The sequence below is a fragment of the Aquimarina algiphila genome, from assembly GCF_947494415.1.
GTDB lineage: Bacteria > Bacteroidota > Bacteroidia > Flavobacteriales > Flavobacteriaceae > Aquimarina > Aquimarina algiphila.
This window is the reverse complement of the sequence record NZ_CANLVC010000001.1, coordinates 425,804-446,807: the sequence shown is the minus strand read 5'-3', so window position 1 is coordinate 446,807 and position 21,004 is coordinate 425,804. Positions and strand designations below refer to the sequence as shown.

The following is a 21,004-nucleotide window of genomic DNA, read 5'->3' as shown; positions in this document are numbered from 1 at the left end:
GAATAATGAAGAAAGCATTTATATTTGATTTAGATGGTGTTATTGTGGACACCGCTAAATATCACTTTTTAGCATGGCAAAATCTTGCCACTAGTTTAGAAATTTCTTTTTCAGAAGAACAAAACGAACAACTTAAAGGAGTTAGTAGAGTTCGTTCTTTAGAAAAAATATTAGAGTGGGGAGGTAAAACGATATCAGAAGAAAGATTTACCAAACTAATGTCTGAAAAGAATGAAGAATATCTAAACTACATATCTAGAATGGATACTAGTGAAATTCTACCAGATGTACCAAGAATTTTAGATTATTTAATATCAAAAGAACAAGGCGTAGCCTTAGGTTCTGCCAGTAAAAATGCCAGAATTATTTTAGAGAAAGTAGAGCTATACGACAAATTTCATAGCATAGTAGATGGTACTAATGTTTCAAAAGCAAAACCTGATCCAGAAGTATTTCTTATAGGTGCAGAAGCACTAGGGGTTTCCCCAGAGAATTGTGTGGTGTTTGAAGACTCTGTAGCAGGTATTCAAGCCGCTAATAGCGCCAATATGATCAGTATTGGTATTGGTAACCCTAGTGTGTTACATGAAGCAGATTACATTTTTAAAGATTTTACAGAAATAAAAGAAGAGTTTATAGATACGTTAGTTACAACTCAAAAAGTTTAACAGTTTATAGTATGAAATGAGCCATAAGATCAAATGTAAAGAAAATGTCTTGAAGACATTTTTAGAGAAGAGACCAGCTAGTGCGTTGGTTGATAATTATATAGTTGATGTAGTGGCAAATTCCATCTGACATCTAAAAAAATATTAAAAGCAGATGAATCAGGATTATATAAAACCAGATAACTGGTCAATAATTGAAGAAGGATTTGATGTAGAACGAGTTAAATCCTCAGAGAGCCTTTTTAGTATAGGCAATGGAGCAATGGGACAACGAGCCAATTTTGAAGAGGCGTATTCAGGTCCTACTTTTCAGGGAAGTTATGTTGCAGGAGTATATTATCCTGATAAAACCCGAGTAGGTTGGTGGAAAAATGGATACCCAGAATATTTTGCCAAAGTTCTTAATGCACCAAATTGGATAGGTATCAATGTAGAAATAAATGGAGAGAAACTCGATTTATATAGATGTAGATCGATCACTAATTTCAGAAGAGAATTAAATATGAAGGAAGGCTGGTATCAGCGTTCTTTTGATATTACTTTATTAAACGGTATTGAAGTATCGGTTAAATCTGTACGGTTCCTAAGTCTTGATTTGGATGAGGTTGGTGCTATTAAATACGAAGTGACTCCTATAAATCATGATGCTACCGTTGTGTTTACGCCCTATCTTGATTCAGGAATTACAAATGAAGATACAAATTGGGATGATAAATTCTGGGATACTTATGATTTATCACAACAAGGAGATTCAGCATATATTTTGTCAAAAACAATGAAGACCGAATTTCATGTGTGTACAGGAATGTTGAATCAAATCTTTCTTGAAGGAGAACAAAAAAATATCTATCCCAAAGTAGAAACAAATAGTACATATGTCAAATTAAACTATTCGATTGTTATACCTAAAGGAAAAACAGCAGGTATAGTAAAGTTTGGTGGATATACGGTATCACTTAATCACAAAGAAAAAGATTTAGCTTCCGCTAGTACTACGGTACTTAAACAGGCCTCAGAATCAGGATTTGATGCATTATTAGATTTGCAAAAGAAAGCCTGGTCAAGAATTTGGGAAATGGCAGATATCACAATTGAAGGTGACGTAAAAGCACAACAAGGAATACGCTTTAACATCTTTCAACTGAATCAGACTTACTTGGGCAAAGATGCCAGACTCAATATAGGACCAAAAGGATTTACAGGCGAAAAATATGGAGGTAGTACGTATTGGGATACAGAAGCATATTGTATTCCTTTTTATATGGCAACCAAAGATCAGGTTGTAGCACGTAATTTGTTAACCTATCGTTATAACCATTTAGAAAGGGCTATAGAGAATGCCGAAAAACTTGGTTTTACTAATGGAGCGGCGTTATATCCTATGGTAACTATGAATGGAGAAGAATGTCATAATGAATGGGAAATTACGTTTGAAGAAATACATCGTAATGGAGCTATGACATTTGCTATCTATAATTATCATCGTTATACCGGGGATTATAGTTATATACCAGAAAAAGGTCTTGAAGTTATGATAGGGGTTGCCCGCTTTTGGCATCAGAGAGCTACATTGTCAACAGATAAAAATAAGTATGTCATTCTAGGAGTTACTGGACCTAATGAATATGAAAACAATGTCAACAACAATTGGTATACTAACTATTTAGCAAAATGGAGTATAGAATATTGTATTGAAAACATCAATAAAGTAAAAGCAGAATACAAAAGTGACTATACTAGGATTATAGAAAAAACGAATCTAAAACAAGAAGAGATTAATGCAATGTCTGAAGTTGCAGAAAAAATGTATTTCCCATTTTCAGAAAAGCATAAAGTGTATTTACAACAGGATGGATTTCTGGATAAAGAATTAATAAGTGTTTCTGATTTAGATTCATCACAACGACCAATTAACCAAAAGTGGAGTTGGGATCGAATATTACGCTCTCCTTATATTAAGCAAGCAGATGTGCTTCAAGGATTCTATATGTTTGAGGACCAGTTTACCAAAGAAGAATTAGCACTTCACTTTGATTTTTATGAACCGTTTACAGTACATGAATCTTCATTGTCTCCTTGCGTTCATAGTATTCAGGCTGCGGCATTGGACAGAATGGATCAAGCATATACATTCTACTTGAGAACTTCTAGATTAGACCTTGATGATTATAATAAAGAAGTAGAAGAAGGATTGCATATCACTAGTATGGCAGGTACCTGGATGAGTATCGTAGAGGGGTTTGGAGGACTTAGAATTAAAAACGATACTTTGTCTTTTGCTCCTAAAATTCCTAAAGAATGGAAAGGATATACTTTTAATGTCAATTTCAGGAATCAAATTCTAAAAGTTAATGTTTCTCAAGAAGGAACATCTTTTAATCTTGAGGGTGACCATGAACTATTAATTTATGTTGATGATAAGGAGTTCAAAATTTCTCCTAATAGTCTAATTACAATATAAATTTTAGTGTTGATTAAGGATAAAATACCTCAAAGACGCTCGATGTTTTTGGGGTATTTATTTCTGTACCGAAATACTTTTAAAGTATTGATTTTACATAATGAATTTATTTAATAAAAAATATAAAAATGAAGAGTACATTAATAACCCTATTTTTCTGTTTTGTTTTTTCTTTAACTCATGCACAAATAGAAAGAATTGAACCTCCATTTTGGTGGAGTGATATGTACACAGGAGAGTTGCAAATACTTTGCTATGGAAAAGATATAGCCAAATATGATCTTCATATAAAAGATATTACGATTAGTGATATTACTAAAACCGAAAATCCTAATTATTTGTTTGTTACAATAGATACAAAAGGAGTCAAGACAGGAACAATTTCTATTGATTTTAAAGAAAATAATAAAGTGGTGTTTTCGCAACCCTACGAGTTTAAGTCCAGAAAAGAAAACTCGGCTAAAAGGAAAGGATTTGATAGTAGTGATGTGATGTATCTCATTATGCCAGATCGTTTTGCAAATGGAAATCCTAAAAACGATTCACATAAAGATACGGCCGAGAAAGCAGATCGCACTAATCCGGGAGGACGTCATGGAGGTGATATTCAGGGAGTAATTGATCATCTTGATTATTTAAAAGATCTTGGAGCTACCGCATTATGGAGTACGCCATTATTGGAAGATAATGAACCAGCATATTCATATCATACCTATGCACAAAGTGATTTTTATAAGATTGATCCTAGATATGGAACAAATGAAGATTATAAAAGATTAGCATCAGAGATGCATAAGAAAGATATGAAACTGATTATGGATTATGTTACTAATCATTGGGGGTCCAAGCATTGGATGATTACAGATTTGCCAACCAAAGATTGGATACATCAGTGGCCAGAAGGATTTAAGCGTAGTAATTATCGTATGACGACACAGTTTGATACAAATGCTTCACAAGTTGATAGTAAGGGCTGTATGGATGGATGGTTTGATACTACCATGCCTGATATGAATCAAAGTAACCCATTATTACTCAAATATATCACTCAAAATGCAATTTGGTGGATCGAATATGCCGATTTAGATGGATTTAGAGTGGATACCTATTCTTATAATGATAAGATAGGGATTGCCAAATGGACTAAAGCAATTATGGATGAATATCCTAACTTCAATATTGTTGGAGAAGTCTGGATGCATGATCAGGCTCAAATGGCGTATTGGCAAAAAGATAGTAAAATAGGAGCTATCGATAATTATAATTCTCATTTACCATCAGTCATGGATTTTACACTCCATGATGCAATTACAGTAATGTTTAATGAGGATGAAAATGCTTGGGATAAAGGAATGATAAGAGCATATGATAATTTTACAAATGACTTTTTATACCCTGATATTAATAATATTCTTCTATTTTCAGGAAACCATGATACCAACCGTATCAATGAAATTTACCAGGAAGATATCAATACATATAAAATGGTAATGACATTGATACTCACTACTCGCGGTATTCCTCAGCTATATTATGGGGATGAAATAGGGATGTTGGGAAATAAAGATAAGAAAGGTGATGGAGATATTCGTAGAGATTTTCCGGGAGGATGGCCAGAAGATACGCAAAATGCATTTTTATCTTCAGATCAAAAAAACGGAAGAACAGAAGATCAGGAAGCTTTTCATGCTTTTACAAAAAAAGTATTACAATGGAGGAAAAATACCAAGGTGATTCATACAGGAAAGCTATTGCAGTTTATTCCTTTTGATAATGTATACGTATACTTTAGACATAATGCAGAGAAAAGTGTTATGGTAATTATTAATAATAGTTTAAAAAATCAAGAATTAGATATCAATAGGTTTAGAGAAGGGTTAAAAAGCTTTAAGATTGGAACAGATATTATTACAGATTCTAATATAAATGTAACAGAGAATTTTGGCGTGGCGGCAAAAACCTCAATGATAATCGAATTAAAATAAACGAATACTTACAGATATAAAATTTTTTGAAATGAAGAAAATAATACTAAGTTTTATCGCAATAGGAATTCTATTTTCTTGCGGAAAAACAAAAGAAGAGAATATTATAGCAGAAGCAGAAACTGAAATTAAGGAAGAGGTAAAAGAAGAACTTCAACCAATTAGTGATACCGTGATGGAAAATGCTATTATCTATGAAGCAAATATCCGTCAATATTCTGCAGAAGGTTCATTTAATGCGTTTACAAAAGATATTCCTGTTCTTAAAGAACTTGGAGTGAAAGTATTATGGTTAATGCCTATCTATCCAATTTCGACAACCAAAAGTAAAGGTTCTTTAGGGAGCTATTATGCAATATCAGATTATACAAAAGTAAATCCAGAATTTGGAACTATCGAGGATTTTAGAACACTGGTAAAAACTGCTCATGATAACGATATTTATGTAATTCTAGACTGGGTAGCAAATCATACGGGATGGGATCATATTTGGTTAAAAGAACACCCAGAATACTATACCAAAGATACTGAAGGTAATATTACCCATACTGTGGATACAGATTGGACAGATGTAGCTGACCTCAATTATGACAATACCGCCATGCGGGAGCAGATGAAAAACGATATGATATATTGGTTAAAAGAAGAAGGAGTAGATGGTTTTCGTTGCGATGTAGCAGGAATGGTTCCTGTAGATTTTTGGAATACGACGGTTACCGAACTTAAGAAAATTAAACCAGTATTTATGTTAGCTGAAGGATGGGAGCCAGAATTATTAGAAAATGCTTTTGATATGGGATATGGATGGGATACACATCATAAAATGAATGATATCGCTCAAGGTAAAAGTAATGTTAGTGAATGGGATAAAAGAATGGTACAAATAGACACTATGTATGCCAAAGATGATATTCTTATGAATTTTACTTCGAACCATGATGAAAACTCCTGGAACGGAACAGTAAAAGAAAGAATGGGAGAGGCAGCAGAAGTATTCGCGGCACTGTCATATGTTGCTCCGGGAATGCCGCTAATCTATTCTGGACAAGAATATGATATGGATAAGCGCTTATTGTTCTTTGAAAAAGATACAATTATTAAAAAGAAAAATAAGTTCTTCCCTTTATATAAGAAGTTAGGAAAACTTAAAAATACTAACCCTGCCTTACATGGAGGTAAAAATGCAGCTTCTTATACTCGTATTACAACTTCAGATGACAAAAAAGTATTAGCATTTGCAAGGAAAAAAGACAATCATGAAGTTGTTTTTGTGGCTAATTTGACTAAGGAACCAGTAAAATTTACAACAGAATATAAAGGAGAATTTACAAATTATCTTTCAGGAGATAATTTTGAAATAAAACCCGGACAAGAATATGAACTTGCAGCTTGGGACTATTGGATCTTGATTAAAAAATAAAATTGTAATAATTTATATATCACAATTAAATTAAGGGAAATAATCTGTTAATTATTTATTAATTAGCATGATATTAGAAGATTGCTTCTTTAATGGTTTTTGTTTTTAAATTTCATGTAATCAATGGGTTATATGTTTTTTAAGACAAAACATCAGGAGAGTCAATCTTTTTTTTGTTGTTATTCCATAATAAGTTTTTTGAGGTTTATGGTATCTTAGGAAAGCTTTAAAGTTGACTAAATCGGTATGCCAAAACAACTAACTTTTTAATTCTTAAAACCTTTTAATCATGAAATCTCTTAAAACACTAGTATTAACAATTCTTACAGTATTTAGTTTTATCATTATTCAAGCTCAGGTAAAAATAGGCCAGGGAGTGACCTCTCCAGATGACTGGGTAGATTATAATACAACAGGTATTTATGTGGATATTAATACCTCGGCTTGTGGCTTTAATACTACTCCTCATTATCTGGTAACCTTAGAATCCACAACTAATAAAGGCTTTCACTGGAATATTTCGGGTACTCCGTCTTTATATAATGTTACGCCTACACAGGATTTAGAGTATATCTAAGATGGACGGACAGATGCTCCTTCTGATTTGCCAACGGTAGGATCTTTAAATTTTGCAAATCCATTAAGAGCAAGTACAGCAAAGAATAGAGATTGGGTTATAAGATGGACAGGAATCGAAATGCAGGATTGTGCCCAGACAGTACCAACAAGTACTGTAAGCCAAATATTTTCTGGACCAAATGGCCCAGAAAGAGATGTGCAAACTCCTAACATCGAAAAGGAACGTTCTATTCAAAACTTAAAGATTTACCCAAACCCAGGTAATGAAGAAATTAAAGTACAGTATTCTGGAAATATTATAAAAAGCGAAATTTATGATCTAAATTCTAGGTTGTTAAGTGTTTCAAATACGAATACCATAAATATTGAAAAATTATCAAAGGGAAATTATATCGTAAAAGTATATGTAGAGGATGATAAAGTGATTACTAAACAGTTTATTAAATAAGAGTATATTATAAAATAATCAAAAACAAAAGCAATATTTTATAAAAGCGACTTGTCTCGACAGGTCGTTTTTATGTTTTATATAATCTATTATGATATTATAATATTTAAAATTTGTGATTTAATATATTGTTTTATTCTTAACGAAAAGTATGAAAATGTGTTAAAATAATGTCTTTTTTGTCGGTAAATACTGAATTTATCAACCGAAAACGTTTTAGTTTTTTAGCAAATTAGGTTATTACTTCCAATAACGATAGATTTGGCTCGATGACAAAAAAAGTTAAAAATATAGCTGTGCTAACTTCTGGGGGAGATGCTCCTGGAATGAATGCTGCCATTCGAGCTGTGGTCCGTGCGTGTAGTTATTATAAAATAAATTGTTTTGGTGTTTATAAAGGATATGAAGGCCTGATACATAATGAGATTGAAGAGCTAAATGCACGTTCTGTTCGTAATATTATAAATAAAGGAGGAACCTTTCTTAAATCTGCTAGATCCAAAGATTTTAGAACTGTAGAAGGTAGAAAAAAAGCATATGAAAACCTAATTAAGAATAATGTTGATGCATTAGTTGTAATTGGTGGAGATGGAAGTTTTACAGGCGCGCTAAAATTATCAGAAGAATTTAATTTTCCTGTTGTAGGTATTCCTGGTACTATTGATAATGATATTAATGGTACAGATTATACTATTGGATATGATACTGCATTAAATACAGTGGTTGAAGCAATCGATAAGATTAGAGATACTGCAAGTTCGCATAACCGATTATTTCTTATTGAGGTTATGGGTCGTGATGCAGGAGATATTGCACTTAATGCAGGTATTGGAGCAGGAGCAGAGGAGATATTAATCCCAGAGGAGGATATGGGAGTAGAACGACTTTTGGATTCTCTTAGAAAAAGTAAGAAAACAGGAAAAACGTCAAGTATAATTGTCGTTGCAGAAGGAGATAAGTCAGGAAAAAATATTTTTGAACTTGGAGAGTATGTTGAAGAAAACCTTGATGATTACGAAGTACGAGTATCGGTACTAGGGCATATACAAAGAGGCGGGCCGCCAAGTTGTTATGACAGAGTGCTGGCAAGTAAATTAGGAGTAGGTGCTGTAGAAGCACTTTTAGAAGGAAAGAGTGAAGTAATGATTGGTATTGTTCATAAGGTGGTTACTATTGTGCCTCTTAAGACAGCATTAGACAAAAGATTACATAAGCATGACGGATTAATAAAAGTCGCAGATATCACCTCGGTGTAAAGTTTATATTATAACCACATTTTATTTAAATCAAAAACAACTAAAATTTTAGATATGAGTACGTTAAAAATTGGAATTAACGGTTTCGGAAGAATTGGAAGAATTGCATTTAGAATTGCTTCTAAACGTGATAATGTAGAGATTGTAGCAATCAATGATCTATTAAATGTAGAACATTTAGCTTATTTATTAGAATATGATTCCGTACATGGAAGATTTGACGGTACAATAGAAGTTGCAAATGGAAACCTTGTAGTAAATGGAAAAGAAATCCGTGTGACTGCAGAGCGTAACCCAGAAGAGTTAAAATGGGATGCTGCTGGAGTGGATGTTGTAATGGATTGTACAGGGATTTTCACAACTTTAGATAAAGCTAATGCTCACTTAGTAGCAGGAGCAAAAAAGGTGGTAATCTCAGCTCCTTCTGCAGATGCTCCTATGTTTGTAATGGGAGTTAACCATACTCAGGCAAAAGCAACAGATACTATTGTTTCTAATGCTTCTTGTACAACAAATTGTTTAGCTCCACTAGCTAAAGTGATTGATGATAATTTTGGAATTGAAGAAGGATTAATGACCACTGTTCATGCAGCTACTGCAACACAAGCTGTTGTGGATGCTCCATCTAAAAAAGATTTTAGAGGAGGTCGTTCTGCATTGAATAATATCATACCATCATCAACAGGAGCAGCAAAGGCTGTAGGTAAAGTAATCCCTGAACTAAATGGGAAACTTACAGGTATGGCATTTAGAGTCCCAACGGCAGATGTTTCAGTAGTAGATCTTACGGTAAGAACTAAAAAATCAGTATCTTATGATGACGTAAAAGCTGTGCTTAAAAATGCTTCTGAAAATGAACTTAAAGGAGTTTTAGCATATACTGATGAAGATGTAGTATCCCAGGATTTTGTTGGAGAAGCACATACATCTACTTTTGATGCAGGAGCCAGTATTGCATTAAACGATAATTTCTTTAAACTAGTTTCTTGGTATGATAATGAATATGGGTATTCCTCTAAGTTAGTTGATTTATCAGAGTACGTAGGTAACCTATAAGAAGACTATATAATTTTGGCCCCGAGGCTTTTTTCGGGGCTTTTTTCCCTTTTGTAAACAACAAATAAATTTTCAAATGATTTTATTAGCTGACGGTGGTTCTACTAAATGCGATTGGATTCTTCTAGATAACTCTGGAGAAATCGTTTTTAAAACCCGAACAGAGGGGTTAAATCCTGCTGTATTTGGAAAATCTTTACTAGAAGAAAGAATAAGAGCCAACGAAGAACTTTCTTCTTATAGAGAAAAAATAGATATCGTCAAGTTTTATGGAGCAGGGTGTGGTACACCAAAACCGGCTGCAATGCTAAAGAAAATTTTTGAAGATTATTTCGAAAATGCAGAGGTTGATGTACAAGAGGATATGGTAGCTGCAGTTTATGCTGCTACAACAGAACCTGGTATTGTTTGTATTTTGGGTACAGGATCTAATAGTTGCTATTATGATGGTGATGATATTCATATGACTGTGGATTCTTTAGGGTATATTCTTATGGATGAAGCAAGTGGTAATTATTTTGGGAAACGTTTAATACGTGATTACTATTATAAAAGAATGCCTCCTGAAGTGGCATCAGAATTTGAAAAACGTTTTGACCTTTCTTCAGATACGATCAAAGAAAATTTGTACAAAAAAGATAATCCAAATACGTATTTAGCTTCTTTTGCTGAATTTATCTTTACCAGCGAACGTAATGGGTATTTTTATAAAATTGTAACTGAAGGTATCCAGGAGTTTGTAGAGAATAGAGTATTGTGTTTTTCTGAAGCGCAAAATGTACCTATTCATTTTATTGGCTCAATAGCACATTTTAGTGAGGATATTATTAGAGCTGCAGTATGGCCATATAACCTTACTGTTGGAAATATAGTGAGAAGACCTATAGATGGCATTATTGATTATTACCGTAATGAAATTATAAAAGGTAAGAAAGATAAAGTGTAAAGAAATCTTATCGCTAAATAGAGTAATTTAAAGTAATTCGACTTCCTTCACCTGGGATAGAGTTAATAAATATTCTGCCATCAATATAATTCATACGTTCTTTCATAAAGAATAAACCCATGCCACCTTCGGCGTTGTTTTTAGGTTTAGAAGGAATACTATCAATGTCAAATCCATCACCATTATCATCAATAATGATGCTAAGTATCGAATTAGAATGATTTACTGAAATCATAACATAATCAGAATTGGCATATTTAATAGCATTGTTAACGGCTTCCTGAGTGACCCTATACAAGTTGGTTTCGACTAAAGTGTCAAACCTTTGTTCAAAATTTGATTTGTTTTCAAAAATGATGTTCTTTCCTGTCAATTTAGAAAGCTCCCTAGCCATTTTCTGCAGAGCGATAGGTATTCCGTAGTCTTTTAATTCTGGCGGAGTAAGATTAAAAGTTGCCATTCTAATTCCTTGAATTAAATCTTTAGAAACTTTCTTTAAACCTTCAATTTTTTGCCCTGCCTTTTCAATATTCTTTAGATTTATAGATTCTATATTAAATTTAAGAGCGGTTAGCATTTGACCAATACTGTCATGAATCTCTTTTGCGATGCGTTTTCGTTCTTCTTCTTGGGCTTCTACTATTTGACTGGCGTTAGATTTTTGTAATTCTTCTTTTTCTTTGTATTGTTTAGCATTTAGTCGTTCTACTTCATTTTGAGCTTCTTTTCGCTTAGAAATATCAGAACATAATACAAGTCGTTCAGATTTTCCTGATTCTTTAAATACAGTGTATATAGATACGTCCAACCAGATTTTTTGGTTAGCAACGATTTGTAGTTCAAATTCTTCGTTAAAAACACCTCCTTTATTTTGTGAAATAAGCTCAAGTAATCTACTTTTTTGAACTTCATTAAGTCTCATAAGGTCAGCAAGGCTTTTTTGCTTGTTATCTTGGTCAACTTGAAGGAGTTTTCCAAAGCGCTCACCTAAATCGATAACTAAGCCTGCTTTATCCACTCTGGCATACAAAAGAGTTTGATTGATTGCTTTAGTAAGTGTAAGTAATTCCTGTACGTTTTCTTCTTGTATTTTTCTCAATACTTCTGTTCTCGAAGCCATGCTTTCAGCTTTTTCCTGAGAAATTAATAGGTTTGAAATTGTCTTTTTAATACGTATTGCCGCTGGTCTAAATAATAAAAAGAATTCAGAAACCAGAATTAAAATTATAATACAAAAAAGTAAATATTCAATTCTTTTTAAGCTTGAGACTTTTTGTTTTGCATCTTTATCATATTGAAAAACAACTGCATTCATTTGTTCTAAAAACAAAGGTTCATTGAGAAGTACAGTATCAAGATTTGTTTTTAAAGCTATAGCATCAATAGAATCGTTTTTCACAAGATTAAGGACTTCGGTGCTACTTTGTAGAATGTTTTGAAAATAGGGTTCCAGAACAGAAAACATTTTTCTTATTTCACTACTATCACGATTTTTTTTCTGTACAGATTCGTTATATTGAAGAAGTACTTCATGAGATTCTTTCCAGAGATCAAGGGTAGATTCTAAATCACTAGCGTATTGTATTTTTGATTCTTCATCTTCTAGATGGCACAGCACAAGAATATCCTTTGATATTTTTTGACTTAGCATTCTTTGTCTACCTGATATATTAATGATTCGTGAATCATCAATCTGAGAGTTTAAGTATTTCTGTATAAAAAATTGACTTCCAATAGAAAATAGCGCTATAGCACCTAATGCAATACTATATATTTTGCTTAGGCGTCCAAAAGTTTGATGATCTAATGATTCTTGTTTGTTCAATTATAATTATGCTAATGCCTTTTTAACCAAATCTAATGCTTTTTCTGAATATGACAGTTGTAATGCTGCTTTATGACCTTTTTCAGACATTTTACGCCATGTTTTTTGTAAAATATCAATTACTTTCTCAGGAGTATGTTTGTTTAAGAAGTCTTCATAATAGAAATTTAGAAAAACAAGACAAATTACATCTTCTAATGTTTGTGTATCCTCATCTTTTTTTAGTTTCTTTTTTTGCAGTAAAAAAGATACTCTGTCAATAATTTCTGAGTCATATCCAACCTTTTCTAATATCTCAGAAGCTTTTGCGGCATGAAATTTTTTTAAGTCTTCTCTCCATTTTAGGTATCCAATACGATCCATAGGGTAGTCTTTACGAGGAATTTCCCACCTACAGATGTGTTGAGATCTTGCAGCTAATTTTAGTGCCTCAGAAGCATTGGGTTCGAATTTTTCAATAGTTTGAGACATTCTTTGGCCATAAATTAATTCTTTAGGAACAAGTTTTCCATTTATAGTATGCTGATTTGGATCTTTTGCGTTTGCCTGATCAAATAAAGCATAAGCCTCAACTAATAAATTGCTTGACATAAAAAGTATTGTATTGATATACCTACAAAGTTAGTGCTTTTTAAACCAGAATTCAAATGAGATTCTTACTTTGAATTCCCATTATATATAGCTCAACCCATAACTTTTTTATAGGATATGTAAGGTGTATTATCTCAATTATTACTAAGACTTATGCTGCTAATAATCAGATTTTTAAGATGTGCTTAATTATTAATTAGGAAGAGAAGGAATGTCTTCGTTGTAAAGATAGGTTTTTAAGAATAGAATACTCTTCCTCTTTGTAAAAAATCAAGAACTTTCTGAAAAGTAATTTTCTTATCATTGTTTTTATTTCATTGTTTAATGTATTTTCTTCTTTTAAGTCATTAATATCAAACACTTTTTTAAATTCATTAATTACTTCTAATAATACTACTGGGGTTTCAGAAAGTTGAAGAAAATAGTACTCTAGTTTGTGAAGTGGAAATTCTAAAATTGATGTCTGTGTTTCCCTGTCAAACATTCCTGTTAACTGAAAAACAAAGTAATAATCTCCTTTCATTTCTATTGTAGAGAACTTTTTTTCAGTGGCATTATTTATAAACTCCCATGAAGATTCATAAGTATTTACAAAAGGGTTTTGTACGATTTTCTTATTACACAATTCATCATAAGAGATTGATAAAATTTCTTCTCTTTGTATATTTAGTTTTACATCATTTTCTTTAATCTTATCTAAATTAGAAGGTGTATAAAGTTGTGCTTTTTCGAATTCGATAGAAAGAAGTTCTTTTAGCATATTGTGTTTGGGATCATTTTTCTTTAGATAAGTAATCTTGCTTTTGTAATACCCTTTTATGGGATTATTTTCATCTTTGATTTCACCGTCATGAAAATCTAATAAATCAGGAATGAATATTCCTAATGTTTTTGATAAAGCAATACTTCTGGAGTAATATATTTTTAATTTACCTATTAAATCTTGTGACATATTCTTTCTATTTTATCCATATACTCTGGAAACTCTAATTCTAGTTGGTTTTGTAATTCATAACACGAATCCATATATCGTTTTTTGGTTGATAATAAATGAACATATTTTAACGAGGATTCGTATTTGTTACTAAAGTTGGATATGTCTTTTACATAATTGGTGTGATTAGGAGTATCTGAAACTAGATATTCAATCTTGATCCCTTTTTTGTGTGCCATACAACTAAATAAATATTGCTCATAAATTAATGCATAAGATGTGCCATTTAAATCAGAATTTTTAATTTTCTGATTAGCCTCTATAAGCTTAAAAGCATGTTCACAATATTCGTCAAAAAAGTCTAAGTCATTTCCTCCAAAAATACCAGCATTAGCTGCAACTATTTTACTTTCTGATGATAATCTATTGGTAATTAATTTTGGTAAAATATAATTGTTTTTGTGAATTTCTTTAATAGCATATTCATAGTGACCTTCATCAATATCTTTACTTTGGGCAATTAATGTTGCGTTCTCGATTCTTGAGCCAAAACGATCCCATATATAGACATCACCATCAACATGAATAAAAGCATCTCTTTGTAAAGAATAAGCCGCAATCTTTCCTAAAGCCCAAAGATTAGCAGGATATTTATTTAAATTGTCTAGCTCAATAGTAATATTCGAATATGGTAAGTCTAAATTCTTAATTAATATGTCATAGCCTTGTCGATCTGTTACTAAAGAGATATTACCGTAGATTTTATTTAGAGTTAAACAACTTAATGCCCAACTCATATAGAAAAAACGATTTTGTCGCCAACCTCCAATATTTTTGTAGTTCTTATTAAAAAAATAGGGTTTTGACCAAAAACTGTGGAGTATTTTCATTGTATTTTTTAGGTTTCAGTCATTAAATTTAAGGAACTATTTATGATATTCTTCCAGTGTTTAACGTAATGTTAATGAGGGTAATAAACTTTTGTTAATTGAAAAGATATGTTAGATTTTTTAAATAAATTTAAGATAACTTTTAAAACTAAATTACATGAAAAAAAAGAAAAATTTAAAACTGTCTTTAGGTAAGCAAAAAATTAGTAGTCTTAGTAACTCTAACCAAAGAAAAATAGTAGGAGGTGGAAATTATCCTACAAGAGGTAAAGATTGCGGAGGTGGCGGTCATTGGACTACTTGCACAGCATCTTATTCATGCGGTTAAGGATTTTTTGGCTTAAGTGCACTAGAAAAGGAATTATTTATAATCTAAATAATACTTATGAATTATTAGATTAATTTTTTAATAAAGGTAGTAACCTTAGGTTGCTACCTTTTTCTATGAAATTACAATTTTAAACAAAAGAATTATAAATACTACTTTTTCTCACTCCGAAAAACCAATATAAACTTTGTTATCTTCTATTTTTACAGGGTAAGTAGCTATAGGAGCAAGATCACCATTTAAATTCTCTCCGTTTTCCAAAGAGAATGTTTTTTTATGCATTGGACACGCAACTTTTGGTATTCCATTCTGATCACCAATCATACCCCGGCTTAGTACCATTTCCATTTTATGCGGACAAACATTTTGACAAGCGTACCAGGTATTTTTTCTTTCAAAGTTAAAAACTGCAATTTGCTTTTCTTTGTATTTGATACAGGCTCCTCCATTTTTTGGGAAATCACTTACTTTGGCAGCTTCGAACCATACAGTTACATTTTCTAATGAAGTAGATTTATATATTTCTAAAATTTCTTCCATAATAAGGTTTTGTTTAAGTTATTTCCGTAAAAACGGAAACCCCATTCTATTTTTTTATTTCCAGTGTTGTGGCATTTTTTGTTCACGTAACGGAACAAATACCAAATTATCATCGTCATCATCACTATTTACAAAGTGACTAAAGCGTTTCATCATTTCTGGATCTTCAATAGCTTGTTTCCACTCGCATTCAAATTTATTTACCAGTGTTTTCATTTCCCGGTCTAGATCTTCAGCAATACCTAATTTGTCGTTGATCACTACTTCTTTTAAATGTCCAATACCACCTTCTAATCTATCCAGCCAGGCAGCTGTTCGTTGTAAAGGTTTTGCAGTTCGCATATAAAACATTAAGAAGCGATCTATGTATTTAATTACGGTTTCATTGTCAATTTGTTCAGCAAGTAATTCTGCATGTCTTGGGGTTGCTCCTCCATTTCCACCAACATATAAATTCCAACCACCTTCTACAGCAATGACCCCAAAATCTTTTCCACGTGCCTCTGCACATTCACGAATACAACCCGAAACTCCACCTTTAATTTTGTGTGGTGAGCGCATTCCGCGATAACGGTTTTCTAATTCGATTGCAAAACTTACACTTTCATCCATTCCATAACGACACCATGTAGAACCTACACAACTTTTTACAGTACGTAATGATTTCCCGTAAGCATGCCCACTTTCAAAACCTTTATCGATTAAATCTTTCCATATTTTTGGTAATTGATTTAGCGTTGCGCCAAAAAAGTCAATACGTTGTCCTCCAGTAATTTTGGTATATAGATCATAGCGCTTTCCTATTTCGCCTAAATCAATTAATTGTTGTGCGGTTAGTTCACCTCCTGCTATACGTGGCACTACAGAATAAGTTCCGTTACGTTGGATATTCGCTAAAAAACGATCATTAGAATCCTGAATAGTATATTCTTTATTGGCAGTATCTGCATGAATAGTAGCCATTAATGAGGCGATAAGAGGTTTGCACAGCTCACAACCATGCCCTCCGTTTCCGATGTGATCTAAAACTTCGTCAAAGGTTGTGTATCCTTTTATTTGAATAATATCATATAATTCTTGTCTGTTGTAATCAAAATGCTCACAAATATGATCTTTTACTTCGATCCCTAAGGATTTTAGCGTGGCATCGGTTAGATCTTTTACCATAGGTTTGCATCCACCACAACCTGTTCCGGCTTTAGTACAACTAACAACATCAGCTAAGTCTTTAGCTTCTCCATTTTGTATGGCACCGCATATTTGACCTTTAGTAACACTTTCACAAGAACAAATTTGTGCATCATCAGGTAAATCCATAACATCCCCTAATAAAGAACCACCATCTCCGCCACGACTTCCTAAAATTAGATCCTCTGGCTCTTCAGGAAGCTTCATCGCCGTATTATAAATCTGAAATAAGGCGTTATAATCTGAAGAATCACCTACAAGAATACCACCTAATAATTTTTTTCCATCTTTAGTAACATTTATTTTTTTATAAACTCCGTTACGTTTATTTACATACGTAATTTCATCAATCTCTTCTTTAGCATCATTTAATGCATCACCAAAGCTAGCTACTTCTGTACCAATAAGTTTTAATTGCGTAGACATATCGATATATGAAGGCATTTCTTTTTCTCCGCCTGTGATTTGATCTACAACAACTTCTGCCATATCATAACCAGGAGCTACCAAGCCATAAATCATATTGTTGAGTAAGGCACATTCTCCTATTGCGTAGATGTTTGGATCTGTAGTTTGCATTTGATTGTTTACCAGAATACCACCACGAGTACCTACCTCTAAACCACACTCACGAGCAACTTCATCACGAGGACGAATACCAGCAGAAACTACAAGCATATCTACTTTTAATTCTGTATCATCTACATATTGTAAACCTTTAATTGTTTTATCTCCTTGAATATACTGTGTTTGTTTTGATAAGTGTACTTTTAAGCCTAGGCTCTCAATTTTTGATTGAAGCATATCACTTGCTCCTTTGTCTAACTGTCTGGGCATTAAACGTGGGGCAAATTCTACCACATGAGCATTTAACCCTAAATTTTTGACTGCATTTGCAGCTTCTAAACCTAAAAGCCCTCCACCAAGCACCGCAGCTTCTGTTTTGCCAGCAGCTTTTAATTTTTTTGCAAAAGCTTCTGTTGCTTCTAAATCCTCAATAGTACGATATACAAAAACTCCTTCTTTTTCGACACCTGGGATAGGAGGTACAAATGCCGAGGATCCTGTTGCCAGAATTAAATAATCATATGAATATTTGATTCCTCTATGATTTGCAATTGTTTTTTCTTCTCTATTAATTTCTGTAATCATTTCTGAGATATGAAGATCGATGTTGTTCTCTTCATACCAGCCTGGCGAAGACATACTTAAATCTTCTGCTGTCTTTCCTGAATAATATTCGCTTAAATGGACTCTATCATATGCTCTTCTTGGCTCTTCTCCAAAAACAGTAAGTTTATATTCGCTAAATTTTTCTGAGGCTACAAACTTTTCACAGAACTTATAACCTACCATTCCATTACCGATCACTACTACATTTTTCATAAATTACGTATTTATAAGTCAAAATTAAGTATTAATACTTATTAATGTAATAAGAATTACGTAATTATGAATATGGTAAATTATGAATCTCTAAAAAATATAGACAAAAACCTGCAAAATCAATTTTGCAGGTTTTTGTCTATATTATAGTGTTTTATAGCTAACTTATTGTGAACTAATATTTTTTATTCTGAGGGAACCTCAGGTTTTGGGCTCCATTTTAAGAAGTTAGGTTTTACGACTAGCATAGCCCATCCCCAAAATTGATTATCTGCAGGTTCAGGTACTCCTTTAAGTATTTCCATAGAATCAGAGGCAAACATATGAGAGTATCCTATTTTAAGTGTTGCAAAAGCTAATAGTTTTTGTGTAAATACAATATCTATTTCAGTTCCCAGGTAATCATCTACATTATCTCCCAGGCTTTCGGCTCCAGAGAAATAATGAGCTTTGAGTAGTAGACTAGATTTTTCACCGGTTTTTATCACTGTTTTGGCATAAATATCATTGAGTCCAACATTATTGGCATGATTTCCTACGTAGAAATAATCCATATACCCATTAAATTTATGATTGGTACCAAAAATAGGAAAGAACGATTCGATTTCTCCATCTGTACCTCCGTTTTCATCACCACTTAAAGTTTCAAATCCAAGTCCAAAAAGTGTTTTTCCTGGTTTATATGTTACTTCTAACATAGCATTGTATGCTGATAGATCAATATCTTCTGTAAATTCTCCTGTTTGTCCATATACGTTTGCTGCTATCGAGAGTCCTTTGGTTGGTTTGGCTACTAGGTGTGTTCCAAAAGTTTGACGATTCACATTTCCATCCACCGGAGTTTGACCATCATCTCCCAAATTTTGATAGGAGTTATTTGCAACCAATACACTTGCAGAGAATTTCTCCCAGTCTTTATGTAACCAAGCATATACCATTCCTTTATAATCAAAAACAGCTCTTGCATTACCTGCATTATTAGGATCAAATAATGTCGTTTGTCTACTCACACCATTTTGATTAAATGCAACTCCAAGATCAAATTTAAATCCTTCTTTGGAGTATTTAAGTAGAGCCGCATCATGAAAACGTCCTTGCATCGCCCAATCTAAACCTCCAAAAATTCGTTGATCATCATAAGACAAGGCTTGTCTTCCTAGTTTGGTGGACCATCCACTTCCGAATTTAAAATCTATCCATGCCTGTGCCAGAGAAAAGCTATTATTGTTATCTGCTGCTGCGATTTGTGGAGTATCCCCCCAAACGCTAACATCCTGAACACTTAGGTAGGTAGAGAATTTATCTGTTGTATATCCAAATTTTAAACGCGAACGTTGTTGTACAAATAATCCTGCATCAACTCCATCTGGTAAAAGGCTTCCAAAACCATTTAAATATTCTAACCGAGGCCTGATATCTGCATCAATACTTAATTCTTGACTTTTTCCTCTAAAAGCAAATACTACAAACAGTAATGTTGTTATCAATAACTTGTTTTTCATTTCAATAATTTTAGATTAGTTTAAAAATAGAACCTTAGGAAGTTAATTTATGTTTTGATAAAAGTACCCCCTGATTTAAATGTAAATTATGACTGATATCATTTTGTATTCCTCTGATTGTATTATTAATGATAATGTCATTTACTGAAAGCAAAAATAAGTATTAATACTTATTTTTTATTGTTTTTATATGTAAAAATACTTAGTTTTATTTTTCAAATTTATAAAATTACTTAAGCGTTTTTGAAATATTCATATATTTGGATGCAGAAGAAGTTGCATTTTATGCTACATTTTAAATAAATAATACGCGATTATGATAAAAATAGTATTGGTTGACGATCATTTTATGGTAAGAGATGGCATTCGTGCTATTCTGGAAGATGAGGAACAATACAGTGTAGTGGGAGAAGCGTCAAATGGTCCAGAGGCTATTGAATTAGTTCAGTCTTTGAGTCCTGATATTGTTATCTGTGATATAAGAATGCCTCAGATGTCAGGTATAGAGGTTGTTCAAAAAATAACAGCACTAGATAATTCAGTAAGAACTATCATGTTGTCAATGCATGATTCTGATGAGTACATATTACAATCCATTAATGCGGGGGCAGAAGGTTATTTACTTAAAGATGCTGGCAAGGAAGAATTTCTTAAAGCCATTTCTGTGGTTAGTAAAGGAGATAAATATTTTAGTGGAGATGTATCTTCTATTTTGGTTAGAAGTATAAAAGGTAGTGATTCTTCAAATATTTCTGTAATAGATACTAATGTTGCAAAGAAACAATCATCTAAAGATTTGTTTGAATTAACTAAAAGAGAAGCTCAGATACTGCGCCTTGCTGTTTCTGGAATGACAAATAAAGACATAGCGCAGGAACTTAATATAAGTAAAAGAACAACAGAAGTACATCGTTTTAATCTTATGAAAAAGATGGGAGTTAAAAATGTATTGGAGCTTAATAATAAAGCTAGGGAATATGGAATGATTCCCTAGCTTTTTG

Annotated in this window: 18 protein-coding genes; 11 read left to right on the top strand and 7 right to left on the bottom strand. The window is 32.6% G+C overall.

Annotated elements, in window-relative coordinates:
* Positions 1 to 2 precede the first annotated feature (2 nt).
* The 9 genes from pgmB (at position 3) to PQF96_RS01795 (ending at position 10,819) form a co-directional block, all read left to right on the top strand.
* On the top strand, positions 3 to 668 hold the full coding sequence (gene pgmB / locus PQF96_RS01835) for a beta-phosphoglucomutase (RefSeq protein ID WP_109439099.1): 666 nt from the start codon (positions 3 to 5) through the stop codon (positions 666 to 668).
* Between the two features lie 154 nt (positions 669 to 822).
* Entirely contained in the window at positions 823 to 3,129 is a 2,307-nt protein-coding gene (locus PQF96_RS01830; protein WP_109439098.1) for a glycoside hydrolase family 65 protein, read from the top strand.
* Between the two features lie 128 nt (positions 3,130 to 3,257).
* A complete protein-coding gene (locus PQF96_RS01825; RefSeq protein WP_271764895.1) occupies positions 3,258 to 5,114 on the top strand; it encodes a glycoside hydrolase family 13 protein in 1,857 nt (618 codons plus the stop codon).
* A gap of 31 nt (positions 5,115 to 5,145) precedes the next feature.
* Positions 5,146 to 6,534, top strand: coding sequence for an alpha-amylase family glycosyl hydrolase (locus PQF96_RS01820; protein WP_271764894.1), 1,389 nt, complete (start codon positions 5,146 to 5,148; stop codon positions 6,532 to 6,534).
* Positions 6,535 to 6,823: 289 nt separating this feature from the next.
* Complete coding sequence (locus PQF96_RS01815) at positions 6,824 to 7,111, top strand: hypothetical protein (protein ID WP_271764893.1); 288 nt, start codon at positions 6,824 to 6,826, stop codon at positions 7,109 to 7,111.
* A gap of 27 nt (positions 7,112 to 7,138) precedes the next feature.
* On the top strand, positions 7,139 to 7,561 hold the full coding sequence (locus PQF96_RS01810) for a T9SS type A sorting domain-containing protein (protein ID WP_271764892.1): 423 nt from the start codon (positions 7,139 to 7,141) through the stop codon (positions 7,559 to 7,561).
* Positions 7,562 to 7,830: 269 nt separating this feature from the next.
* A complete protein-coding gene (pfkA, locus tag PQF96_RS01805; RefSeq protein ID WP_109439094.1) occupies positions 7,831 to 8,817 on the top strand; it encodes a 6-phosphofructokinase in 987 nt (328 codons plus the stop codon).
* 54 nt (positions 8,818 to 8,871) lie between these two features.
* Complete coding sequence (gene gap / locus PQF96_RS01800; protein WP_109439093.1) at positions 8,872 to 9,873, top strand: type I glyceraldehyde-3-phosphate dehydrogenase; 1,002 nt, start codon at positions 8,872 to 8,874, stop codon at positions 9,871 to 9,873.
* A gap of 76 nt (positions 9,874 to 9,949) precedes the next feature.
* Positions 9,950 to 10,819: a BadF/BadG/BcrA/BcrD ATPase family protein gene (locus PQF96_RS01795; protein ID WP_109439092.1), complete on the top strand. Its 870-nt coding sequence runs from the start codon at positions 9,950 to 9,952 to the stop codon at positions 10,817 to 10,819.
* A gap of 13 nt (positions 10,820 to 10,832) precedes the next feature.
* On the opposite strand, the gene PQF96_RS01790 is transcribed toward PQF96_RS01795, so the two are convergent.
* The 4 genes from PQF96_RS01790 to PQF96_RS01775 form a co-directional block, all read right to left on the bottom strand.
* Positions 10,833 to 12,644, bottom strand: coding sequence for a PAS domain-containing sensor histidine kinase (locus PQF96_RS01790; RefSeq protein ID WP_143917255.1), 1,812 nt, complete (start codon positions 12,642 to 12,644; stop codon positions 10,833 to 10,835).
* A gap of 6 nt (positions 12,645 to 12,650) precedes the next feature.
* The gene (locus PQF96_RS01785; protein ID WP_143917256.1) at positions 12,651 to 13,235 is read right to left on the bottom strand and encodes a DUF4202 domain-containing protein; all 585 of its coding nucleotides are present in this window, start codon (positions 13,233 to 13,235) and stop codon (positions 12,651 to 12,653) included.
* A gap of 196 nt (positions 13,236 to 13,431) precedes the next feature.
* Complete coding sequence (locus PQF96_RS01780; RefSeq protein ID WP_271764891.1) at positions 13,432 to 14,187, bottom strand: hypothetical protein; 756 nt, start codon at positions 14,185 to 14,187, stop codon at positions 13,432 to 13,434.
* Positions 14,172 to 15,059, bottom strand: coding sequence for a DUF6734 family protein (locus tag PQF96_RS01775; protein WP_143917258.1), 888 nt, complete (start codon positions 15,057 to 15,059; stop codon positions 14,172 to 14,174). The genes PQF96_RS01780 and PQF96_RS01775 overlap by 16 nt, the downstream gene beginning before the upstream one ends.
* A gap of 157 nt (positions 15,060 to 15,216) precedes the next feature.
* Between PQF96_RS01775 and PQF96_RS01770 the strand changes: the two genes are divergently transcribed.
* Positions 15,217 to 15,387, top strand: a complete 171-nt coding sequence (locus PQF96_RS01770) for a class I lanthipeptide (RefSeq protein WP_160114390.1) — start codon at positions 15,217 to 15,219, stop codon at positions 15,385 to 15,387.
* A 162-nt stretch (positions 15,388 to 15,549) separates the two neighbouring features.
* On the opposite strand, the gene nirD is transcribed toward PQF96_RS01770, so the two are convergent.
* The 3 genes from nirD to PQF96_RS01755 form a co-directional block, all read right to left on the bottom strand.
* Positions 15,550 to 15,927 carry a nitrite reductase small subunit NirD gene (gene nirD / locus PQF96_RS01765; RefSeq protein ID WP_271764890.1) on the bottom strand — a complete coding sequence of 126 codons (378 nt, stop codon included), beginning with the start codon at positions 15,925 to 15,927 and terminating at the stop codon, positions 15,550 to 15,552.
* A gap of 54 nt (positions 15,928 to 15,981) precedes the next feature.
* On the bottom strand, positions 15,982 to 18,501 hold the full coding sequence (nirB, locus tag PQF96_RS01760; protein ID WP_271764889.1) for a nitrite reductase large subunit NirB: 2,520 nt from the start codon (positions 18,499 to 18,501) through the stop codon (positions 15,982 to 15,984).
* A gap of 185 nt (positions 18,502 to 18,686) precedes the next feature.
* Positions 18,687 to 20,003, bottom strand: a complete 1,317-nt coding sequence (locus PQF96_RS01755; RefSeq protein WP_271764888.1) for an alginate export family protein — start codon at positions 20,001 to 20,003, stop codon at positions 18,687 to 18,689.
* 316 nt (positions 20,004 to 20,319) lie between these two features.
* Between PQF96_RS01755 and PQF96_RS01750 the strand changes: the two genes are divergently transcribed.
* Positions 20,320 to 20,997: a response regulator gene (locus PQF96_RS01750; protein WP_271764887.1), complete on the top strand. Its 678-nt coding sequence runs from the start codon at positions 20,320 to 20,322 to the stop codon at positions 20,995 to 20,997.
* The last annotated feature ends 7 nt before the right edge of the window (positions 20,998 to 21,004 follow it).